Below are 18,108 nucleotides of genomic sequence, written 5' to 3' on the forward strand. Positions count from 1 at the left end.
CATGCGGCCTCTCATCTGTTAGGTTCTTGGACCGCCCGCAGCACGGAAACGGCGCCACGCGCGCGCCTGCCAGCTCTTCCCACCGTCCCGGCTGCCCGCAGATAACACATCCCTGGAGCCTACCATGCACAAGAAACTGTTCATCCCCGGCCCTATCGAAGTTGCCCCCGAAATTCTCCAAGCCATGGCCACCCCCATGATCGGTCACCGGATGCCCGAGTACGCCCGCCTGCACCAGGGGGTGACCACCAAGCTCAAGCGCCTCATGTTCACCGAGGACCGGGTCTTCCTCTCGACCTCGAGCGCCTTCGGCGCCATGGAAGGGGCGGTCCGCAACCTGGTGGGGAAACGCTGCGCCAACTTCTGCAACGGCGCCTTCTCCGACAAGTGGCACAACGTCACCCTCGCCTGCGGCAAGGAGGCCGACGCCTTCAAGGTACCCTGGGGGGAGCCGATCACCCCGGAGCTCGTGGAGAGCGCCCTCTCCACCGGCAAGTACGACGCCATCACCCTGATCCACAACGAGACCTCCACCGGCGTGATGTCGCCGCTTCCCGAGATCGCCCAGGTGCTCAAGAAGTACCCGGACGTGGTCTCCATCGTCGACACCGTCTCCTCGATGAGCGCGCTCAAGATCCCGGTCGCCGAACTGGGGATCGACTGCTGCGTCTTCGGGGTCCAGAAAGCCTTCGCCCTTCCGCCGGGACTGGCCGTCTTCACCGCGAGCCAGAAGGCCCTCGACCGCGCCAAGACGGTGCCGGGGCGCGGCTACTACTTCGACTTCCTCGAGTTCGCCGCCGCCGACGAGAAGGACAACACCCCCTCCACGCCGTCGATCTCGCTCATCTACGCGCTCGACTGCCAGCTGGACCGGATGTTCGCCGAAGGGCTCGAGAGGCGCTGGAGCCGTCACCGGGAACTGGCGGCCTTCGTACGGGGGTGGGTGGCCGAGCACGGCTTCGGCTTCCTTCCCGCCGAGCCGTACCGCTCGCTGACCCTCACCTGCGCGACCAACACGCGCGAGGTCGACCTGGCACTGCTCAAAAAGCGGCTGGGCGAGCGCGGGTACGCCTTCGACGACGGCTATGGGAAACTCAAGGGGAAAACCTTCCGGGTGGCCCACATGGGTGACATGCAGCTGGAAGATCTGAAGGGAATCACCTCCGAGATGGAGGCGATCCTCAAGGAGATGTAGGACGGGGGGGAGGAAGCCCTCCCCCTCATCGCCTACCCTTTGTGGAAGACCTGCTTGCCGGCACCGCACAGCGGGCAGAGCCAGTCGTCGGGGAGATCGGTGAAGGGGGTACCGGCCGGGATGCCGTGCTCGGGGTCGCCGCGTTCGGGATCGTAGACGTACTGGCAGACGGTGCAGATGTAGAGTTCCATGGCGGCTCCTTTCTCATCGTGAAGTGGCGATTGCTGGTCCACCAAAAACCGTTTTGATGCCGTTGATCTTCGCAGCAGCGGAACTCTCAAAACGGCGGCCGCCCACTGTCAGAGCCACCGTAACTCGGCTCATAGCCTGACTTAGCGGCGGGAGACAGTGTATCGGCATCAACGTGAACGTCAATTTAAGACTTGATTTTGACGGCCGTTGTGTTACTTTGTCATAATTAAAAATTGAGGGTCCAAGGAGATACATCGATGCTCAATGACGTCATCAGGTGCAAAAGTCTCAGCAAGCACGGCCGAGACTGCGATCAAGTCCCGCCCGACGGCACCTTCAAGTCATTGAGCATTTCGTCACTCAGGACGAGGGGCTCACGAAGTATCTCCCCGCACCATACGTTCAACACATCCCGCATACCGTATCACAAAGATCCCCTGTAGCAAGTAACCAGCCCAGAGAATCATCCAGCACCGGAAGTGGTACACCCCTCGATCCGGACGGCTTCCCTTCGCTTTTGCGACCGCCAAGAAACGACTCTTCCGCGGAGGCCGACAGCTGGTAGGGGGTACCTACCCCCCAAAATCGGCGACTGCAGGGAATCGGAATTCAACCGCGCGAGGCTAACGGCTGTTTCCTCAAACGTTCACATAAACTGAGTTCGAAATCCTACATCAAAAGGAGGGAGTGGACATGAGTTACGAGGTAAAGAACAAGCAGTTACTGAAATGGGTGGAAGAAGTGGCGGCCATGTGCCAGCCCGACAACATCTACTGGTGCGACGGTACCGACGAGGAATACGACCGCCTGTGCAACGAACTGATCCAGGCCGGCACCTTTCGTAAACTGAACCCCGAGAAGCGCCCGAACAGCTACCTCGCCTGGTCCGACCCCGGTGACGTGGCCCGCGTCGAGGACCGCACTTTCATCTGCAGCCTCTCCAAAGCCGACGCCGGCCCGACCAACAACTGGATGAACCCCAAGGATATGAAGAAGACCCTGACCGGCCTGTTCACCGGCTGCATGAAGGGGCGCACCATGTACGTCATCCCCTTCAGCATGGGTCCGCTGGGCTCCAACATCGCCAAGATCGGCGTGGAGATCTCCGACTCCGCCTACGTCGCCGTCAACATGAAGATCATGACCCGCATGGGTAAGAAGGTCGTCGACATCCTCGGCGAAAACGGCGAGTTCGTCCCCTGCCTGCACTCGGTCGGCGCCCCGCTCGCCCCGGGCCAGAAAGACGTCCCCTGGCCGTGCAACAAGGAGAAGTACATCGTCCACTTCCCGGAGGAGCGCTCCATCTGGTCCTTCGGCTCCGGCTACGGCGGGAACGCGCTGCTCGGCAAGAAGTGCCTCGCGCTGAGGATCGCCTCCAAGATCGCCAAGGACGAGGGGTGGCTGGCCGAGCACATGCTGATCCTCGGCATCGAGTCCCCGAGCGGCGAGAAGACCTACCTCGGCGCCGCCTTCCCGAGCGCCTGCGGCAAGACCAACCTCGCCATGCTGGTTCCGCCCAAAGAGCTCCAGAAAGAGGGTTGGAAGGTTTCCACCGTCGGCGACGACATCGCCTGGATCAAGCCGGGCGCCGATGGCCAGCTCTACGCGATCAACCCGGAAGCGGGCTTCTTCGGCGTGGCCCCCGGCACCTCCTTCAAATCCAACCCCAACGCCATGCACTCCTGCTCCAAGGACTCCATCTTCACCAACGTGGCGCTCACCCCGGACGGCGACGTCTGGTGGGAGGGGATGACCGACGAGCCCCCCGCAAAGCTGACCGACTGGCAGGGTAAGGAGTGGACCGCCGGTTGCGGCCGCAACGCCGCCCACCCGAACTCCCGCTTCACCTCCCCGGCCGCCAACTGCCCCTCCATCGACCCGGAGTGGGAGAACCCGAAAGGGGTGCCGATGCGTGCCTTCGTGTTCGGTGGCCGCCGCAACAACGTGATCCCGCTTGTTTACCAGGCCTTCAACTGGAGCTACGGCGTCTACCTGGCCGCCACCATGGGTTCCGAGACCACCGCAGCCGCGGTCGGCGCCATCGGCAACGTCCGTCGCGACCCGTTCGCCATGCTCCCGTTCACCGGCTACCACATGGCCGACTACTTCAACCACTGGCTCCAGATCGGCCGCACCACTCCGAACCCGCCGCGCATCTTCTCCGTCAACTGGTTCCGCAAGGACGCCAACGGCAAGTTCCTCTGGCCGGGCTTCGGCGAGAACATGCGCATCCTGAAGTGGATCGTCGAGCGTTCGCAGGGTAAGAGCGCCGGCGCCGCGGTGGAGAGCCCGCTGGGCTGGATGCCGCGCTACGAGGCCCTCGACTGGACCGGTCTGGACAGCGTCAGCCGCGATCAGTTCAGGGAGCTCATGTCGATCGACCGCGACGTGTGGAAGGAAGAGATCCTCTCCCACGAAGAGCTCTTCGTGAAGATGTACGACCGTCTCCCGAAAGAGTTCCTCCACATCCGCGAGCTGATCCTTTCCGGCCTCTGGCGCTCGCCGGAGCACTGGGAGCAGTACGAAGAGGTGGAAGGGTACAACGACTAGTCGTTGACCATATCCGTCATGAGAAAGGCCCCGGTTTACCGCCGGGGCCTTTTTTTATGGGGGAATCCGGCGAAACTGCGGCGGCGCCAGGGTTCCCCCCTTTGCGAAGGGGGGACAGGGGGGATTTCAGCCGTCGTCAGTCCCTCGGAAGGTCCAGGCCATCACCGCTTCCCCGGTTGCACCCCCGCCACTTACTGATATCATTAAAGCAAAAGCAACTTCAGGAGGGAAACCATGAAAGGGCCATACTCCGAGATTTGCGACAGGACCCAGAGAAGGGACGAGCGGCTCAAAGTGAAAAACCGGGCTACTGGCGAAGTCGGCCTGACCTACGGCTGCACGCTGGAGGGCGACACCGTCCAGGTGGAACTCACGGACGGCACTCTGGACAGCTGGCGGGAGGATGACTGCGAAGTCGTCTCCTGACCGATTCACGATTCCCACCCGGCGCCATACCGAAAGGGAGAGCCCCGCGAACAACGGGGCTCTTTTTTTGCCCACCTCCCCGGGGACTGGCCCCGCAGGTGCCTGTCCTCTTCCCCTTGCGATCAGCCTCCCCTTGACAACTTCTTTACCTCCTATGCCCCCATTTTGACACCCTCTTTAGCTCCCTCGCGCTACCCTGAAGATAACGAGAAGGACGGACCGAAAGGGGGTGGCACCATGAAAATTTTCCTGTACTCGCCGGACAGCGGGTTCTACCAGGGCGAAGACTTCGCCGACGCCGGAGCCGTCGCCGGCGGTCCGCCAGCCCTCCCAGAGGGAGCCACCCACATAGCCCCTCCTGCGGTCGGGCCGGACCAGGTGCCGGTCTTTAGTGTGACCGAACAGTGCTGGAAAGTGCTTCCGCATCCCGCCCGGGTCAGACGGTCCGCCATCTGAACGGCCATCGAGATTGCGACTGCATCTTGTATCTGCCTGGGGCTCCGGACGCTAGTATAATAGTGCTGTTAGCATTGAACGCCCACCGCCGCCAGTAGATCGAGAAAGGGGCCCTCATGGCACAGCAAGGACCTGCCGCGCCGGGCGGATTTTTGAGCCGTATCATGACGGCCGTCTTCGGTTCGCCTAAATACCTCAAGGATCCCCACCTCTTCCACAAGATGTCGTTGATCCCGATCCTCGCCTGGGTAGGCCTGGGCGCCGATGGTCTCTCCTCCTCGTCCTATGGACCCGAGGAAGCCTTCCGTGCCCTCGGCAACCACACCTACCTGGCAATCCTGCTTGGGTGCTTCACGGCGCTCACCGTCTTCATCATCTCCTACGCCTACTCGCGCATCATCGAACACTTCCCGCACGGGGGGGGCGGCTACATCGTGGCCACCCACATGCTCGGCGAGAAGGCAGGGGTCATCTCCGGGAGCGCCCTCCTCGTCGACTACGTCCTGACCATCACCGTCTCGATCGCCTCCTGCGTCGACGCGCTCTTCAGCTACATTCCGCAGCAGTTCCATCCCTACAAGGTGCAGGTTGCCTGCGCACTGGCCGTTCTCCTGATCGTCCTCAATATCCGCGGCGTCAAGGAATCCATCGCCGTCATGGCCCCCATCTTCATGGTTTTCGTGGCCACCCATATCTTCATGCTGGTCGACGGGATCTTAACCCATACCGATCGATTCGGGCCGCTGACCAGCGATTTCCACGCCGGGCTCTCCCATGACCTCTCGACCATCGGGGCCTTCGGGATCATGCTGCTCTTTCTCCGGGCCTACTCCCTGGGGGGCGGTACCTACACCGGCATCGAGGCGGTCTCCAATGGACTCCAGATCATGCGGGAGCCGCGGGTCCAGACCGGAAAGCGGACCATGGTCTACATGGCGGTCTCCCTCGCCTTCACCGCGGGAGTGCTCTTTCTCTGCTATTCGCTGATCGGGATCAGGCCGGTGGAGGGGAGAACCCTCAACGCAGTGCTGGCCGATTCCCTCTTCGGGCACTGGCGCTTCGGAAACGCCCTCGCCTTCGTGACGATTTTCTCCGAGGGAGCGCTGCTCCTGGTGGCCGCGCAAACCGGCTTCGTGGACGGCCCGCGGGTCATGTCCAACATGGCGGTGGACTCCTGGTTCCCCCACAGTTTCGCCGCGCTGTCGGTCCGGCTCACCATGCGTAACGGCATCGTCCTTATGGGAGCCGCCTCCATCGCCCTCTTGATCTACACCCGGGGGAGCGTGTCGCACCTGGTGGTCATGTACTCCATCAACGTCTTCCTGACCTTTTCGCTGTCTCAGTTGGGGATGTCGAGGTTCTACATCCAAAGGAGGCGCGAAGACCCGCAATGGATCCGCCACCTTTCCGTGCATCTAGTCGGCCTCGTCCTCTGCGCCACCATCCTCGTTATCACCATCCTGGAGAAATTCATGGAGGGGGGGTGGCTCACCCTGCTCATCACCGCGGCGGTCATCGGCTGCTGCTACCTCATCAGGAGCCACTACTTCAAGGTGCGTGCGGGCATGATGCAACTGGACGAAACCCTGCTCGATTTCCCCACCACCGGACCGGTCAACATGGATCCACCCTCGCCGAAAGATTCCACCGCGATCCAGCTCGTCTCCGCGTATAGCGGCTTCGGAGTCCACACCCTCCTCTCGATCGTCACCTCCTTCCCGAAGGCGTACCAGAACGTCATCTTCGTCTCCGTGGCGGTCATCGACTCCGGCTCGTTCAAGGGGGCGGAGGAGCTTGCGGCACTGGAGGAAAACGCCCGGAAATCGCTGGAGAAGTACGTCGACCTGGCCCGGCGGCTGGGGTTCGCGTCCGATTACCGGCTCGAGGTGGGGACCGACGTGGTGGAAAGCGCGGTGCGGGCCTGCCGGCAACTCGGGGAGGAATTCCCGCGCTCCACCGTCTTCACCGGGCAACTCACCTTCCGGCTGGAGAAGTTCTACCACCGGATGCTGCACAACGAGACCTCCTTCTCGATCCAGCGCCGGCTCCAGTGGGACGGCCTGACCACCGTGATTCTCCCGATCCGGGTCACGATTTAGCCTACCCGGCGACCTGGCCGTTTCCCGCAGGGAGAATCCGCCGGAGAATCTCTTGAGAACTCGAAGGAGCCCCCGAAAAGGGCTTAACGTCCCCCCCCTTTGCGAAGGGGGGACAGGGGGGATTTTCGCCGTCGGTGGCCCCGCCCCCTCCCGTCGGCCAATAACACTTGTAAAATGAATCTCATTTGATACATTCAGATATCGTTTTTAACCAGAAAGGTAGCTCCCGCTTTGAAACGAGGCAGCCCATTCATCAATCCCCCCTACGTGGGACCCTTCACCCGGTATCTTTTCGCCATCGCCATGGTCGCGGGTACGACCGTTCTCTGCGAGCAGGCCCGTCCGTACCTTTCGCCGGTCAACATGGTGATGCCCTACCTGCTGGCGGTCGTCCTGGCCGCCGTCTTCCTCGGCCGTCTGCCCGCCATCATCACCGCGCTGCTCGGGGTGGTCGCCTTCGACTTCTTCTTCGTCCCCCCTCGCTTTTCGCTCACCATCCACGACAAGGAATACCTGGTCACCTTCGTCACCCTCTTCACGGTCGGGGTCGTCATCAGCACACTGGTGGCCAAGGTGAGGGAGAGCCTGGAGACCCTCCGGGTCCGGGAACAGCAGACCTCGAGCCTCTACAACCTGAGCAGGGATCTCGCCGCAGCCGTGGACACCACCGCCGTTTTGTCGGCCGTCCTCAGGCATATAGAACAGAGCCTGGATGCCCAGGTAGTGATCCTGACCCCTGCCGACGGAGAGCTCTTCGCGGCCGCCGCCACCGACGCGGTGGAGCTAAACTCCGACGAAAAGGAGATCGCGACCTGGAGTTTCCGCAGCCGGCGCCTGGCCGGCCGGGGGACCGGATCCTATCCCGAGAGCCCGTGGAGGTTTCTCCCGCTGAAAGCGCTGGCGGATGTCCTGGGGGTGCTCTGCATCAGTATCGACGAAAGCCGCCATCCCGAGGGGAGGCAGTTGCACCGCTTCGTCAACTCCTTCGCGACCCAGACCTCGATGGCGCTGGAGCGCATCCGTCTGATTGGCGAGGCACAGCAGGCCCAGCTTCTCATGGCCAGGGAAAACCTCGAACGGGCGCTCCTCAACTCCATCTCCCACGATCTCCGCACCCCGCTCGCCGCTATCACCGGTGTCCTCAGCACCCTGGTCGAGGAAGAAGACAAGCTCAGCGCGCCGAACCGCGCCGATCTGCTGGAGACCGCACGCGACCAGGCGGAAAGGCTCAACCGTTTCGTCGCTAACCTCCTCGACATGACCCGCCTGGAAGCCGGCGCACTCCAGCCCCGGCCGGAGCCGTGCGACATCCAGGACCTGATAGGGTGCGCGCTGGCCGCCGCCGAGCCACGGCTGAGCGGGAGGGAAGTGTCGGTGAGCCTGGAGCCGGACCTTCCCCTGGTCTCGCTGGACCTGGTGCTGATGATCCAGGTGATGGTCAACCTTCTGGAAAATGCGGGCAAGCACACCCCCGAAGGGAGCCCGATCGAGCTAGCGGCGCGCACCGAAGGAGACCGCCTGGTCATCGAGGTGAGCGACCGGGGGCCAGGCGTCCCCGAGCACGACCTCGGGAAGATCTTCGACAAGTTCTATCGCACCCCGGTCCCGGAAGGTGCCGGTGGGACGGGCCTCGGGCTCTCGATCTGTAAGGGGATCGTCGAGGCGCATGGCGGATCAATCGCGGCAGAAAACCGGAAGGAGGGGGGGCTCAAGGTAATCGTCACCCTCCACCGGGACTGGCCGGCAGGAGGTAGGGAACCATCATGAACACGGAACAGGGCAGCACGAACCTTCCCCGCATACTGGTGATCGACGACGAAGCAGCCATCCAGCGCTTCCTGAAGACCGCACTCGACACCGCCGACTTCTCGGTCCACCAGGCCGCCGACGCACACTCCGGCCTCGCCGCCGCAGTGGCGGTCCGCCCGGACCTGATCCTCCTCGACCTGGGCCTGCCGGATCTCGACGGGATCGAGGTGATCAGGCGGATCAGGGAATGGTCGCAGGTACCGATCATCGTGCTTTCGGTGAGGGAGCGGGAAGACGACAAAGTGAAGGCGCTGGACACGGGGGCCGACGATTATCTCACCAAGCCGTTCGGGGTGGCCGAGCTTTTGGCGCGGGTGAAGGTGGCCCTGAGAAGGTCGCTCCAGCAGGCGCCGGAGCCGGTTTTCCAGGTAGGGGAGCTGGTGGTGGACCTTCCCCACCGGGTGGTGACCGTCCGGGGAGAACAGGTGGCGCTGACGCCGACCGAGTACGACCTGTTGCGGATGCTCGTGGTCCATGCCGGGAAGGTGCTGACCCATAGCCAGATCCTGAAGCAGATCTGGGGGACCGCCTACCTTGAGCAGCCGCACGTCCTGAGGGTGAACATCAGCAATCTGAGGAGAAAGATCGAGCTCGATCCCTCCCGCCCCCGTTTCATTATCACCGAACCCGGCGTCGGCTACCGCCTCAAAAGCCCTGACTAACGCCCTCCGCTTGTGCCAGGTCCCCCCCCTTTCAAACGTTTTACCGCGAAACAGGTCCCCCCCTTTGCGAAGGGGGGACAGGGGGGATTTTTGAACTGCCTGCACCGGCGGATAATCTATTTTATCGAAAAGGAAAATCCTGCAATGTCAACTACCTTCACCACCACTATCTTTGAGCAACCGATCACCGTCTCTCCCGATGACATTGACTTTTTCGAGCACGTGAATAACGTCGTCTACCTGCGGTGGGTCCAGGAGATCTCGACCTCCCACTGGTGTGAATTGGCGAGTGAGGAACAGAGAGAGGCGATCGGATGGGTGGTAGTTCGCCACGAGATAGACTACCTTGCGTCGGCGAAACTGGATGATGAGCTGATCGGCCGGACCTGGGTCGGGACGGCCCGGAAAAACCTCTTCGAGCGGCACGTGGAAATCCTGAGGGCACGTGACCAGAAAGTCCTCGCCCGCGCCCGCTCCCTCTGGTGCCCGATCGACCTTCGCACCCACCGCCCTACCCGCGTGGGCCCCGACGTCTACGCCCTCTTCTCCGCCGCCGACCAGCCAGCATAAGCCAGCCTGTGGTCCCCCCCTTTGCGAAGGGGGGACAGGGGGGATTTTAGCCGCTGTGTCCCCCTCCCCCGCCGCAAGGAAACCAGGATACCGCCCCCAGTTGCAATCCTCCCTTTATGCAGTACACTGCCTGAAACAGTTAAAAATCTTTAACCATCGGAGGTGCCCATGTCCGACAAGATCAAGGATTACCTGCGGATCGACGCGAGGACCAGTCACCTGACCATCCCTGAGATGGTCACTACCCTCATCTCTACCGGCACCGCCCTTAAAGGCCACAAATTCTTCGGCGCCCAAGGGGGGTGGCCGGACTGGCTGGAAGGCGCCGACCACTACTTAGGCTATGCCGACAATCTGCGCGTGCTTGACGGCGAGTACCGGGCGGGGAACAAGACGAAGAAGGACGAGTTGGACTCCATGAGGGAGCGTGGGGCGTTCAGCTATCAGTTGGGCTCTCAATACGTCACCATGAGGGCCTACGAATTGAAGAATCCCGACCTTCTCTTGAACACTTTTCCGTTAAAAGGAGTGGGTAGCAAGGCCTCCGCCTCCAGCCCGATGGCGGTTTCCATGATATTGACCGCGAAGAACGGATCCAGAGGACAGGCGATTCTGAGGGGGCATCACATGGCAAACGGCGGCCCCTACCAGCTACAGTACTGCAAAGGCAACCCAACGGGCGAGGAGTCGTGGACAACCATGATCGAGCATTACCGGACCTGCGGCAAAATGGTCGTCTCTAACCTTGATCCCGTGAGCCTGTACTTCTTCAGGAGCAGGCATAACGGACCCAACGGTCCCGGCCCTTGGTCCCCGCCCGTCAGCCTCATCATCCACTGAACGCAAAGGGGGGCTGCCCGCACTCGGCAGCCCCCTCTTTTGTACCCTACCTCCACCTAACGCCTCCGCATCGGCGCCCACTTCTTCCGATACCAAATCCACAGCGGCACCGTAGTAGTCCCTTTAGAAATCGCGATTTCTTTTCCGGCACCGGCGGCGTTCGTTCAGAAATCGTGATTTCTTTTCCGGCACCGACGACATTCGTTTAGAAATCGCGATTTCTTTTCCGGCACCGGCGACGTTCGTTTAGAAATCGTGATTTCTTTTCCGGTACCGGCGGTGTTCGTTTAGAAATCGTGATTTCTTTTCCGGCATCGACGACGTTCGTTTAGAAATCGCGATTTCTTTTCCGGCATCGGCAGCGTTCGTTTAGAAATCGCGATTTCTTTTCCGGCATCGGCGGCGTTCGTTCAGAAATCGCGATTTCTTTTCCGGCACCGTCGACGTTCGTTCAGAAATCGCGATTTCTTTTCCGGCACCGGCGACGTTCGTTCAGAAATCGAGATTTCTTTTCCGGCACCGACGACGTTCGTTCAGAAATCGCGATTTCTTTTACACCCCCCATGATCATCGTCTGGCAACTGAGCTTTCTGTTCCAAAACCACTGAACCCTTTGAAACAAGAACGGCCGCCTTCAGTGGGGCGGCCGTTCTTGTTGGTTGCATGGCATCGATCGGAGCCACTAAATGATCTTGTTGAGTGAGTATTCGACGATTCCCTCGGCGCCGAGCTTGATGAGCTCGGGGACGATGCGGCGGACTTCCTTCTCGGGCATGATGCTTTCGATGGAGACCCAGTCGGAATTGTAGAGGTTGGAGATGGTGGGACGGTTGAGGCTCGGGATGATCTCGGTAATGGCGGCCACCTTGTTGCCGGGGGCGTTCATCTTGAGGCCGACCATCCCTTCGGCACGCAGCGCCGACTGGAGCAGGGTCGCGATCTGCTGGATTTTCTCGCGCTTCCACGGATTGTCCCAGGCGGCCTTGTTGGCGACCATCACCGGAACGGACTCCATCAGCTCGCAGACGATCCTGAGGCCATTGGCCTTGATCGTGGAACCGGTCTCCGTCACCTCCACGATGGCGTCGCACAGCCCCTCGACGACCTTGGCCTCAGTGGCTCCCCAGGAGAACTCGACGTTGACCGGGATGTTACGCTCGGCGAAGTAGCGCTTGGTGAAGCCGACCAGCTCGGTGGAGATGGTGGCGCCGTGCAGATCCTCGGGACCCTTCACCTTGGAGTCGCCGTTCACCACCAGCACCCAGCGGGCGGGACGGCGGGAAACCTTTGAGTAGACCATGTCGCAGACTTCGACGACGTCGGAGTCGTTCTCGCGAATCCAGTCGCGGCCGGCGATGCCAACGTCGATGGTCCCGCGCTCGACGTATTTCCCCATCTCCTGCGGACGGATCAGGGAGCACTTCATTTCGTCGTCATCCACCCCCGGAAAATAGCTGCGGGAGGAGATCGATATCTTCCAGCCGGCCTTCTTGAAAAGCTCGACCGTGGCGTCTTCCAGGCTTCCCTTCGGTATCCCCAGTTTCAGTAACTTTTCCATTGCATGTCCCCATTTGAAAGTGATCGGAGCCGCCCTTCGACTCCCGTAGGATTCACCGGTAACCGGACCATGCATGGACGCAGCCTCCCTGCCGCGATGGGCCGGAGGGCTGCGTCATCGGGCATGGGCGGCGGTTTACGTTATTTCTTGTAGACCTGCGCGGGATCGAAGAGGGGATTGGAGTGCTCCACCCATTCGCCGTCCTCGTATTTCACGTAGAAGCAGCTGCGGTTTCCGGTGTGGCAGGCGGCGGGGCCGTTTTGCTTGACCTTGATGACCACGGTGTCGGCGTCGCAGTCGGTCAGCACCTCGATGACGTCCTGGGTATTGCCGGACTCCTCGCCCTTCATCCAGTACTTGTTGCGGGTGCGGCTGAAGAACCAGGTCTTCTTGTCTTTCAGCGTCAGGTTAAGCGTTTTCTCGTCCATGAAAGCGACCATCAGCACATCGCCGCTCTCATAATCCTGGATGACCGCCGGGATCAGACCACCCATCTTCTCGAAATCGATTTTGATCATTTTCTCAATCCTTGCGCCTGCCGAATTCGGAACAAAAGTAGCTTTTAATACACTGTAGGGCGGGGCGGTGTCAATTGAATCCTCAACTGCGGTCACTCCAGCCTCCCCGCTCCCTCCCCTTGAAAGAGGAGGCCCCGTTGCCACTTTTCGTGAAATATTACAGTCCCGCGCCCTTCAGGAGAGAGGGTGCCGAAGGCCCCTCAAGTTATACCCTCGCCCGTTTGACGGGTGAGGGAGGTTTTTAGGGGCTAGCAAGTCGGGTTCAGTTCGCGTTGGCGCCCAGAGCGCGGCGGATTTTGTGGAAGATGGCGGGGACCATCTCGGCCTTCGCTTTGTCGCAGAGCGCCCAGAAGGAGAAGGCCCCAACGGCGAGGGTGATGAGGGAATTGATTGCCAGGTGGAACGGGCCGGATAAAAGGTAGGGAGTGAGGAAGACCGTGCAGGTTGAGATGCTGAAGATCGCCGCGATGCGAAGGTTGGCTGTAGTGAATAGGAAACCGTAGTTGAAGTGGTCGACCAGGAAGATCAGCAGCCAATAGGCGAGGTTCATGGCGAAGAAGGCCATGCCGATGCCCGGGACGCCGAAGCGCTTCATCGCCAGCCAGGCGAGGGTCAGCAGGGTCAGGTTCGCGAAGAGCTCGGTCAGAAAGAAGAGTTTGCCGTTTCCCTTCGCCCGCAGCATGAATCCCATCGGCCAGGAAACCACTTGGAGCAGAACTCCCAGCACCTGCCACTTGAGGACCTCCGCCGCCAGGGTGAACTTGCTCGAATAGAAGATCACGATCACCAGCGGGGCGAAGGTCATGATGGCCAAGATTCCCGGCACCGCCAGCAGCAGCCCGATTTCGATCTGCTTGTTGATAAGGGTCGTGCAGGCGTCGTGATCGTGGGAAACGGCGGAGAGCCGCGGGTAGAAGTCGGTGAGCATGGCGTTGAGGATCACCCCCACGTAGACGAGGGAGAGGGTGGTCGAAGCGTGGTAGGCCCCCGCAGCCGGAAGGCCCATCTCGCGGACGATCAGCACCCGCAAGAGGTACTGGGTCCCGGCGGACATCAGCGCCCCCGACATCAGGGCGAGCCCCAGCTTGAGAAGCGGCCGGGCGTCTTGCAGGATGCTCCGCCAGTTCGTCGCCACCGCCGGGATCGGGATGCGCGAGCTGTACCACCAGGATGCGAGAAAGGCGGTTGCCGAGACGATGACCAGGTAGAGTACGATGCCGCGCTCGCCCAGGAAGTAGATGGCGGGGACGCTCAGGACGGTGCCAAGCAAGGCGCCGCAGATGCTGACTTTGGCCAGATCGGCGATCCGCCGCATCCCCTGGATGAGAGCGGTCTGGCCGGCGGAGACCGCTCCGAAGAAGACGGTCAACGATAAAAGGGCGACGTCGACCGCATGTCCCGCGTGCCCGAAGGTGAGGCTGCTGATCCCCGAGCGGAAGATGAGCGTGACGGCGAGCCCGGCGAGGCCGAAAAGGAGCGCCATCCTTTGGACCGCCTTCACCGTCCGCGCGACCGCCACCGGATCCCCCGCCCCGAAGGCGCCCGCAATCTGCCGTACTCCGCTGTCCCCAACGCCCATCCCCGAAAGGGTGCCGACCACGTTGGTTATGGTGATGTAGATGCCGGTGAGCCCCATTCCCGCCGGACCGAGAAGGATGGCGATGGCCTTGGTACGGACGATCCCCAGCAACGAGTTCACGATAGAAGAGGCCCCCATCACGAAGGTCGATTTCAGGATCTGCCGGTCGGTCTTTCCGGAGGTCTCTTCCATGAAGTTACCTTTGTTCTGCCCGTGCCCGGCGGGGGAACGCCCCTCGCCGCTGCCCTTATTCCCTGATCGGGCGGGGAGACGTCGATTTGCAAGGGAGGGTACCGGCCGCCCGCCTGGCCGCGAGGGACCAGCCGGCCGAGGTAGGGAGCTCTTCGCTTGTCCGGTAGTCACAGGAGAAATCGACTGCTGCCAGGAGGAACATGAACCAGACCAGGTTCAGCCGGTTGAACATGGTCTCGCTCAGGTTGTAGAAAAGCGAGATGACGAAGGCGGAGAAGAGCAGCAGCGCGAAGTTGCTGCCGTCGAGCACCTGGCGGCGGACCTTCCCTGCGGTGGCGGCAATGACACAGAGCAGGAGGGCAAGACCGATGAGTCCGCCGTTGAGATAGGTGTCGAGGTACCCGTTGTGGGCCTGGATGATGTTGTGAAACTGTCCCATCATGGAGGGCTTCAGCCAAAAACTGCTGTAGCCGGTGCCGATCAGCGGATCGACCTGCTCGCTCAATAGTCCGGCCCAGATGTCGGTCCTGCCGGTGAAGGTGATGTCCTTGTCCACCGACTTGACCAGCATATCGGTGAAATCGGTGAAGACGAAAAGGGTGGCCAGCGTGCACCCTCCGAGCAGGCTGTAGAGTCCCAGGTGCCTGATCTGGCTGCGGAAACCGGCAAAGCGCATTAGGATCAGAATGGTGCTCCCGCCGGCCAGACAGAGGAGAGCGGTGGCACTGCGGGCGATCACGATCAGGTAACCGATCAGGATCAGGAGCGTCCCTCTCACCAGCAGATCGGCGAACTTCCCCTTCCGGAATTCGTGAAGCATCAACTCCACGAATTCCCACACCAGGAAGAGCCCGGAGACCGCCAGCACCACGCCAAGCTCATTCTTGTCGGTGGTGATGGCTACGTAGAGGATGTCCCCGGTCTGGGGATTGTAGGAGAGGCCGTACTCGGGGAAGTACAGGATCAGCAGCACGGAGAGCGGGACAGCACAGCAGACGTAACGGGAGAGGACCGCCCGGAAGGCCCCCACCGGATCGGCCTCGGTGAACAGAACGAGGATCATGATCAGGTTGCCGAGATCCTTCACCAGGCGCTTGAAGCTGACGAAGGGAAAGTCGGACCAGACGATGCTGACTCCGCAGTAGCAGAAGAAAAGAGCCAGCCACGGGTTTGCCGAGATCACCTTCCACCAGTTGATGGAACGGCGGTAAAGGGCGAAGGCTCCGAGGCAGATCAGGGAAAGGTAGATGTTGCGGTCGAGGGGGCTCCCCTCGATGTAGTTGTCGAGGCTGTCCATGTTGGCTTCGGCCCCGAACCAGTAGCCGGCTGACTTCGACCCGATCACCACCACCCAGATAAAAACCACCCACGTCCCCCACGAAGGCACGGGGCGAAGCTTCCGATCCCTCCAAAAGACGATCAGGATAAAGACGAGGCAGGCTGCCAGGGCGGCGTATCTCTCCATAAAATATGCACCTCCTACTCACCCCGCCTTTCAACTCGGGACGGAATGAGCCGGACAAAGGGACCGGCACCTGACGGAGGCGGTCCCCTTACTCCCCCCCCTGCAACGGCGAGAGAGTTTACTACTTGTAAACACGGAACGGGGTCAGCCGGAAAAAGGCCAGCAAGAGACCGGCGTGATCGCAGCATTTCACCAGGTAGCGCATGAAGTGGTGGTCACCGGCCAATCGCAGGAAGGGAAGGGAGCAAAGATAGACGGGGAGCGCGACCAGGGCCTTCATCACCCCGCTCCGTCTGAGTTCCGGGAACTTGTAGGAGATGTTGCCCCGATGGAGCGCCCTCCTGCAGATGTAGCTCCGCTTCAGCCGCCATTCCGGAACCATTTCGTAGACCTCGGCCTCGTTGCACCAGACGAAGTGCGCCCCCTTGTCGGTTTTCCTGCGGAAGAAGTCCACGTCCTCTCCCCCGGAGCCGAATTCGGCGCGGAAGGGAAGCTCCGGCCCCTGCAAGAGCTCGGCCCGCAGCATGACGTTGGAGGTCCTCATGTCCAAAAGGGTGATCCAGAACCCGGTGGCATGGGTGGGGCGCTCGAAGAACTTCCCCTTCCTAAGCCACCCGGGGGGATCGCTTTCGAAGTAGGGGATCACAGGACCCAGGACGCCGTCGGCACCGGTGACGGTGCAGAGGTGCAACAGTTCCTTGAGCCAGGTCGGGGAGGGATATTCGTCATCGTCGATGAAGGCGATGAAATCGCCCCGGGCATTGGCGACAGCGCGGTTACGGGCCAGGGCGATGTTCCGTTCCGGCTCCACGCAGTAAAGGATGGGGATTTCCGGTCCGAGGGCGGCGGCGAAGTTGAGGACAATGTCGCGGGCGGACTGGGCGGCGTCGTTGTCAGAGATCACGATCGAGTAGGTAAACTCGCCTCCCGTCTCCTGGCGCGCCAGCTCCTCCAGCAGCCGAAGCAGGAGATCCGGCCGCTTAAAGGTGCAGACACAGACGCTTATGTGTTCCACTCCGCCTTTCATGGCACTCCTCAGCCGATCGGGTATTCATCGACTCCGCACAGGTTGGCGGCCACCCCCACCAGGAGGCTCACCCGCTTCGGCTCCATCCGGACCGCATTCCACCGGTTGCGGATCTCGACCGCCGCGTCGACCACCCGTTGCGGCAGCAGGTCCCTCATCTCCCGGTGCAATTTAAGGTTCAGGGCCAGCCGGCCCCGCAGATTTAGGGGGATGAAATATCTCGGCACCTCGACCGCCTTAAAGGCGTTGTGCTTTTTGAACTCCCCCAGGCCACGCCGGCTCCAGGTGCTGTAGTGCAGGTGCCGAACCCCTTTCTCGGCGCAAAGCTCGACAGCTTTGGCCATCAGCGCGTTGGTCGGCGCCTTGTCGCGGTGCGCGATCTTGGAGATGATCTGCATCAGGTGGGAGACCCCTTGGTCGTGCACGAGCTTTATGAAACCGATCAGCTCCTCGTCGAGATAGGCGCCGATGAACTGGCTGCGGTCAAGGAAGCTGCTGTGCTCATCCCTGAGGGTCTCGATGCTCTTGAGGTAGTGACGAAACCGTTTCCCCTGCCGCACAGGAGACTCGTCGTAGATCTCCTTGATGCCGCGGATGAGGTCGTCGTCGAAGGGGATTAGCCGCACCTCGACCCTGGCCTTTTGTGCACGGCGGATCATGTTCCTGGTCTTGTCGTTGATCTGTTTCTTCCACCACTCCTCGTAGCTGGCGATCTCGAGGACGGCGACCTCGTCGTACTCGACGTGGAAGTCGTAGCGCGGGACGTTGTCGGGGAATCTCTGGACGAAGGTGAAAAGGTCGGCTCCCCCCGGCAGCGATCTCACCGCCTCGACGAACGGGTAGGGATCGTCCACCCATTCATAGTATTCGGCCTCCAGCCGCGCAATGCGCGGAAACCGGCCGCTCACCGTGATCCCTATGCCATGGACCACCTTACCCATTATGTCTCTCCTTGACGCCGGCATCCTTC

Annotated in this window: 16 protein-coding genes; 9 read left to right on the forward strand and 7 right to left on the reverse strand. The window is 61.4% G+C overall.

Going from position 1 to position 18,108, the window contains the following annotated elements:
• Positions 1–124: 124 nt before the first annotated feature.
• Positions 125–1,195 carry a pyridoxal-phosphate-dependent aminotransferase family protein gene (locus L4X63_RS14730; protein ID WP_250679405.1) on the forward strand — a complete coding sequence of 357 codons (1,071 nt, stop codon included), beginning with the start codon at positions 125–127 and terminating at the stop codon, positions 1,193–1,195.
• A 32-nt stretch (positions 1,196–1,227) separates the two neighbouring features.
• Here L4X63_RS14730 and rd read toward each other — a convergent pair whose 3' ends face one another.
• Complete coding sequence (rd, locus tag L4X63_RS14735) at positions 1,228–1,386, reverse strand: rubredoxin (RefSeq protein WP_250679406.1); 159 nt, start codon at positions 1,384–1,386, stop codon at positions 1,228–1,230.
• A 688-nt stretch (positions 1,387–2,074) separates the two neighbouring features.
• Here rd and L4X63_RS14740 point away from each other — a divergent pair.
• The 8 genes from L4X63_RS14740 to L4X63_RS14775 all read left to right on the forward strand — a co-directional run bounded on the left by L4X63_RS14740 (position 2,075) and on the right by L4X63_RS14775 (position 10,799).
• Positions 2,075–3,937: a phosphoenolpyruvate carboxykinase (GTP) gene (locus L4X63_RS14740; RefSeq protein WP_350339193.1), complete on the forward strand. Its 1,863-nt coding sequence runs from the start codon at positions 2,075–2,077 to the stop codon at positions 3,935–3,937.
• A 234-nt stretch (positions 3,938–4,171) separates the two neighbouring features.
• On the forward strand, positions 4,172–4,363 hold the full coding sequence (locus tag L4X63_RS14745) for a hypothetical protein (RefSeq protein ID WP_250679408.1): 192 nt from the start codon (positions 4,172–4,174) through the stop codon (positions 4,361–4,363).
• 237 nt (positions 4,364–4,600) lie between these two features.
• Entirely contained in the window at positions 4,601–4,819 is a 219-nt protein-coding gene (locus L4X63_RS14750; protein ID WP_250679409.1) for a hypothetical protein, read from the forward strand.
• A gap of 116 nt (positions 4,820–4,935) precedes the next feature.
• Positions 4,936–6,918, forward strand: coding sequence for an APC family permease (locus tag L4X63_RS14755; protein WP_250679410.1), 1,983 nt, complete (start codon positions 4,936–4,938; stop codon positions 6,916–6,918).
• A gap of 231 nt (positions 6,919–7,149) precedes the next feature.
• Positions 7,150–8,685, forward strand: coding sequence for a DUF4118 domain-containing protein (locus L4X63_RS14760; RefSeq protein ID WP_250679411.1), 1,536 nt, complete (start codon positions 7,150–7,152; stop codon positions 8,683–8,685).
• On the forward strand, positions 8,682–9,389 hold the full coding sequence (locus L4X63_RS14765; protein ID WP_250679412.1) for a response regulator: 708 nt from the start codon (positions 8,682–8,684) through the stop codon (positions 9,387–9,389). The genes L4X63_RS14760 and L4X63_RS14765 overlap by 4 nt, the downstream gene beginning before the upstream one ends.
• A 144-nt stretch (positions 9,390–9,533) precedes the next feature.
• Positions 9,534–9,959 (forward strand): acyl-CoA thioesterase, encoded by a 426-nt coding sequence (locus L4X63_RS14770; RefSeq protein ID WP_250679413.1) that lies wholly within the window; start codon positions 9,534–9,536, stop codon positions 9,957–9,959.
• Positions 9,960–10,127: 168 nt separating this feature from the next.
• Complete coding sequence (locus L4X63_RS14775; RefSeq protein ID WP_250679414.1) at positions 10,128–10,799, forward strand: hypothetical protein; 672 nt, start codon at positions 10,128–10,130, stop codon at positions 10,797–10,799.
• A gap of 682 nt (positions 10,800–11,481) precedes the next feature.
• On the opposite strand, the gene hisG is transcribed toward L4X63_RS14775, so the two are convergent.
• The 6 genes from hisG to L4X63_RS14805 all read right to left on the reverse strand — a co-directional run bounded on the left by hisG (position 11,482) and on the right by L4X63_RS14805 (position 18,079).
• A complete protein-coding gene (gene hisG / locus L4X63_RS14780) occupies positions 11,482–12,357 on the reverse strand; it encodes an ATP phosphoribosyltransferase (protein WP_250679415.1) in 876 nt (291 codons plus the stop codon).
• Positions 12,358–12,497: 140 nt separating this feature from the next.
• On the reverse strand, positions 12,498–12,875 hold the full coding sequence (hisI, locus tag L4X63_RS14785) for a phosphoribosyl-AMP cyclohydrolase (RefSeq protein ID WP_250679416.1): 378 nt from the start codon (positions 12,873–12,875) through the stop codon (positions 12,498–12,500).
• Positions 12,876–13,137: 262 nt separating this feature from the next.
• Positions 13,138–14,646: an O-antigen translocase gene (locus tag L4X63_RS14790; protein ID WP_250679417.1), complete on the reverse strand. Its 1,509-nt coding sequence runs from the start codon at positions 14,644–14,646 to the stop codon at positions 13,138–13,140.
• A 55-nt stretch (positions 14,647–14,701) separates the two neighbouring features.
• Entirely contained in the window at positions 14,702–16,111 is a 1,410-nt protein-coding gene (locus L4X63_RS14795) for an O-antigen ligase family protein (protein ID WP_250679418.1), read from the reverse strand.
• Positions 16,112–16,232: 121 nt separating this feature from the next.
• Positions 16,233–17,138, reverse strand: coding sequence for a glycosyltransferase family 2 protein (locus L4X63_RS14800; protein WP_250679419.1), 906 nt, complete (start codon positions 17,136–17,138; stop codon positions 16,233–16,235).
• Between the two features lie 8 nt (positions 17,139–17,146).
• Positions 17,147–18,079 carry a GNAT family N-acetyltransferase gene (locus L4X63_RS14805; RefSeq protein ID WP_250679420.1) on the reverse strand — a complete coding sequence of 311 codons (933 nt, stop codon included), beginning with the start codon at positions 18,077–18,079 and terminating at the stop codon, positions 17,147–17,149.
• Positions 18,080–18,108 lie beyond the last annotated feature (29 nt).

Source organism: Geomonas sp. Red32, from assembly GCF_023652955.1.
Lineage (GTDB): Bacteria > Desulfobacterota > Desulfuromonadia > Geobacterales > Geobacteraceae > Geomonas.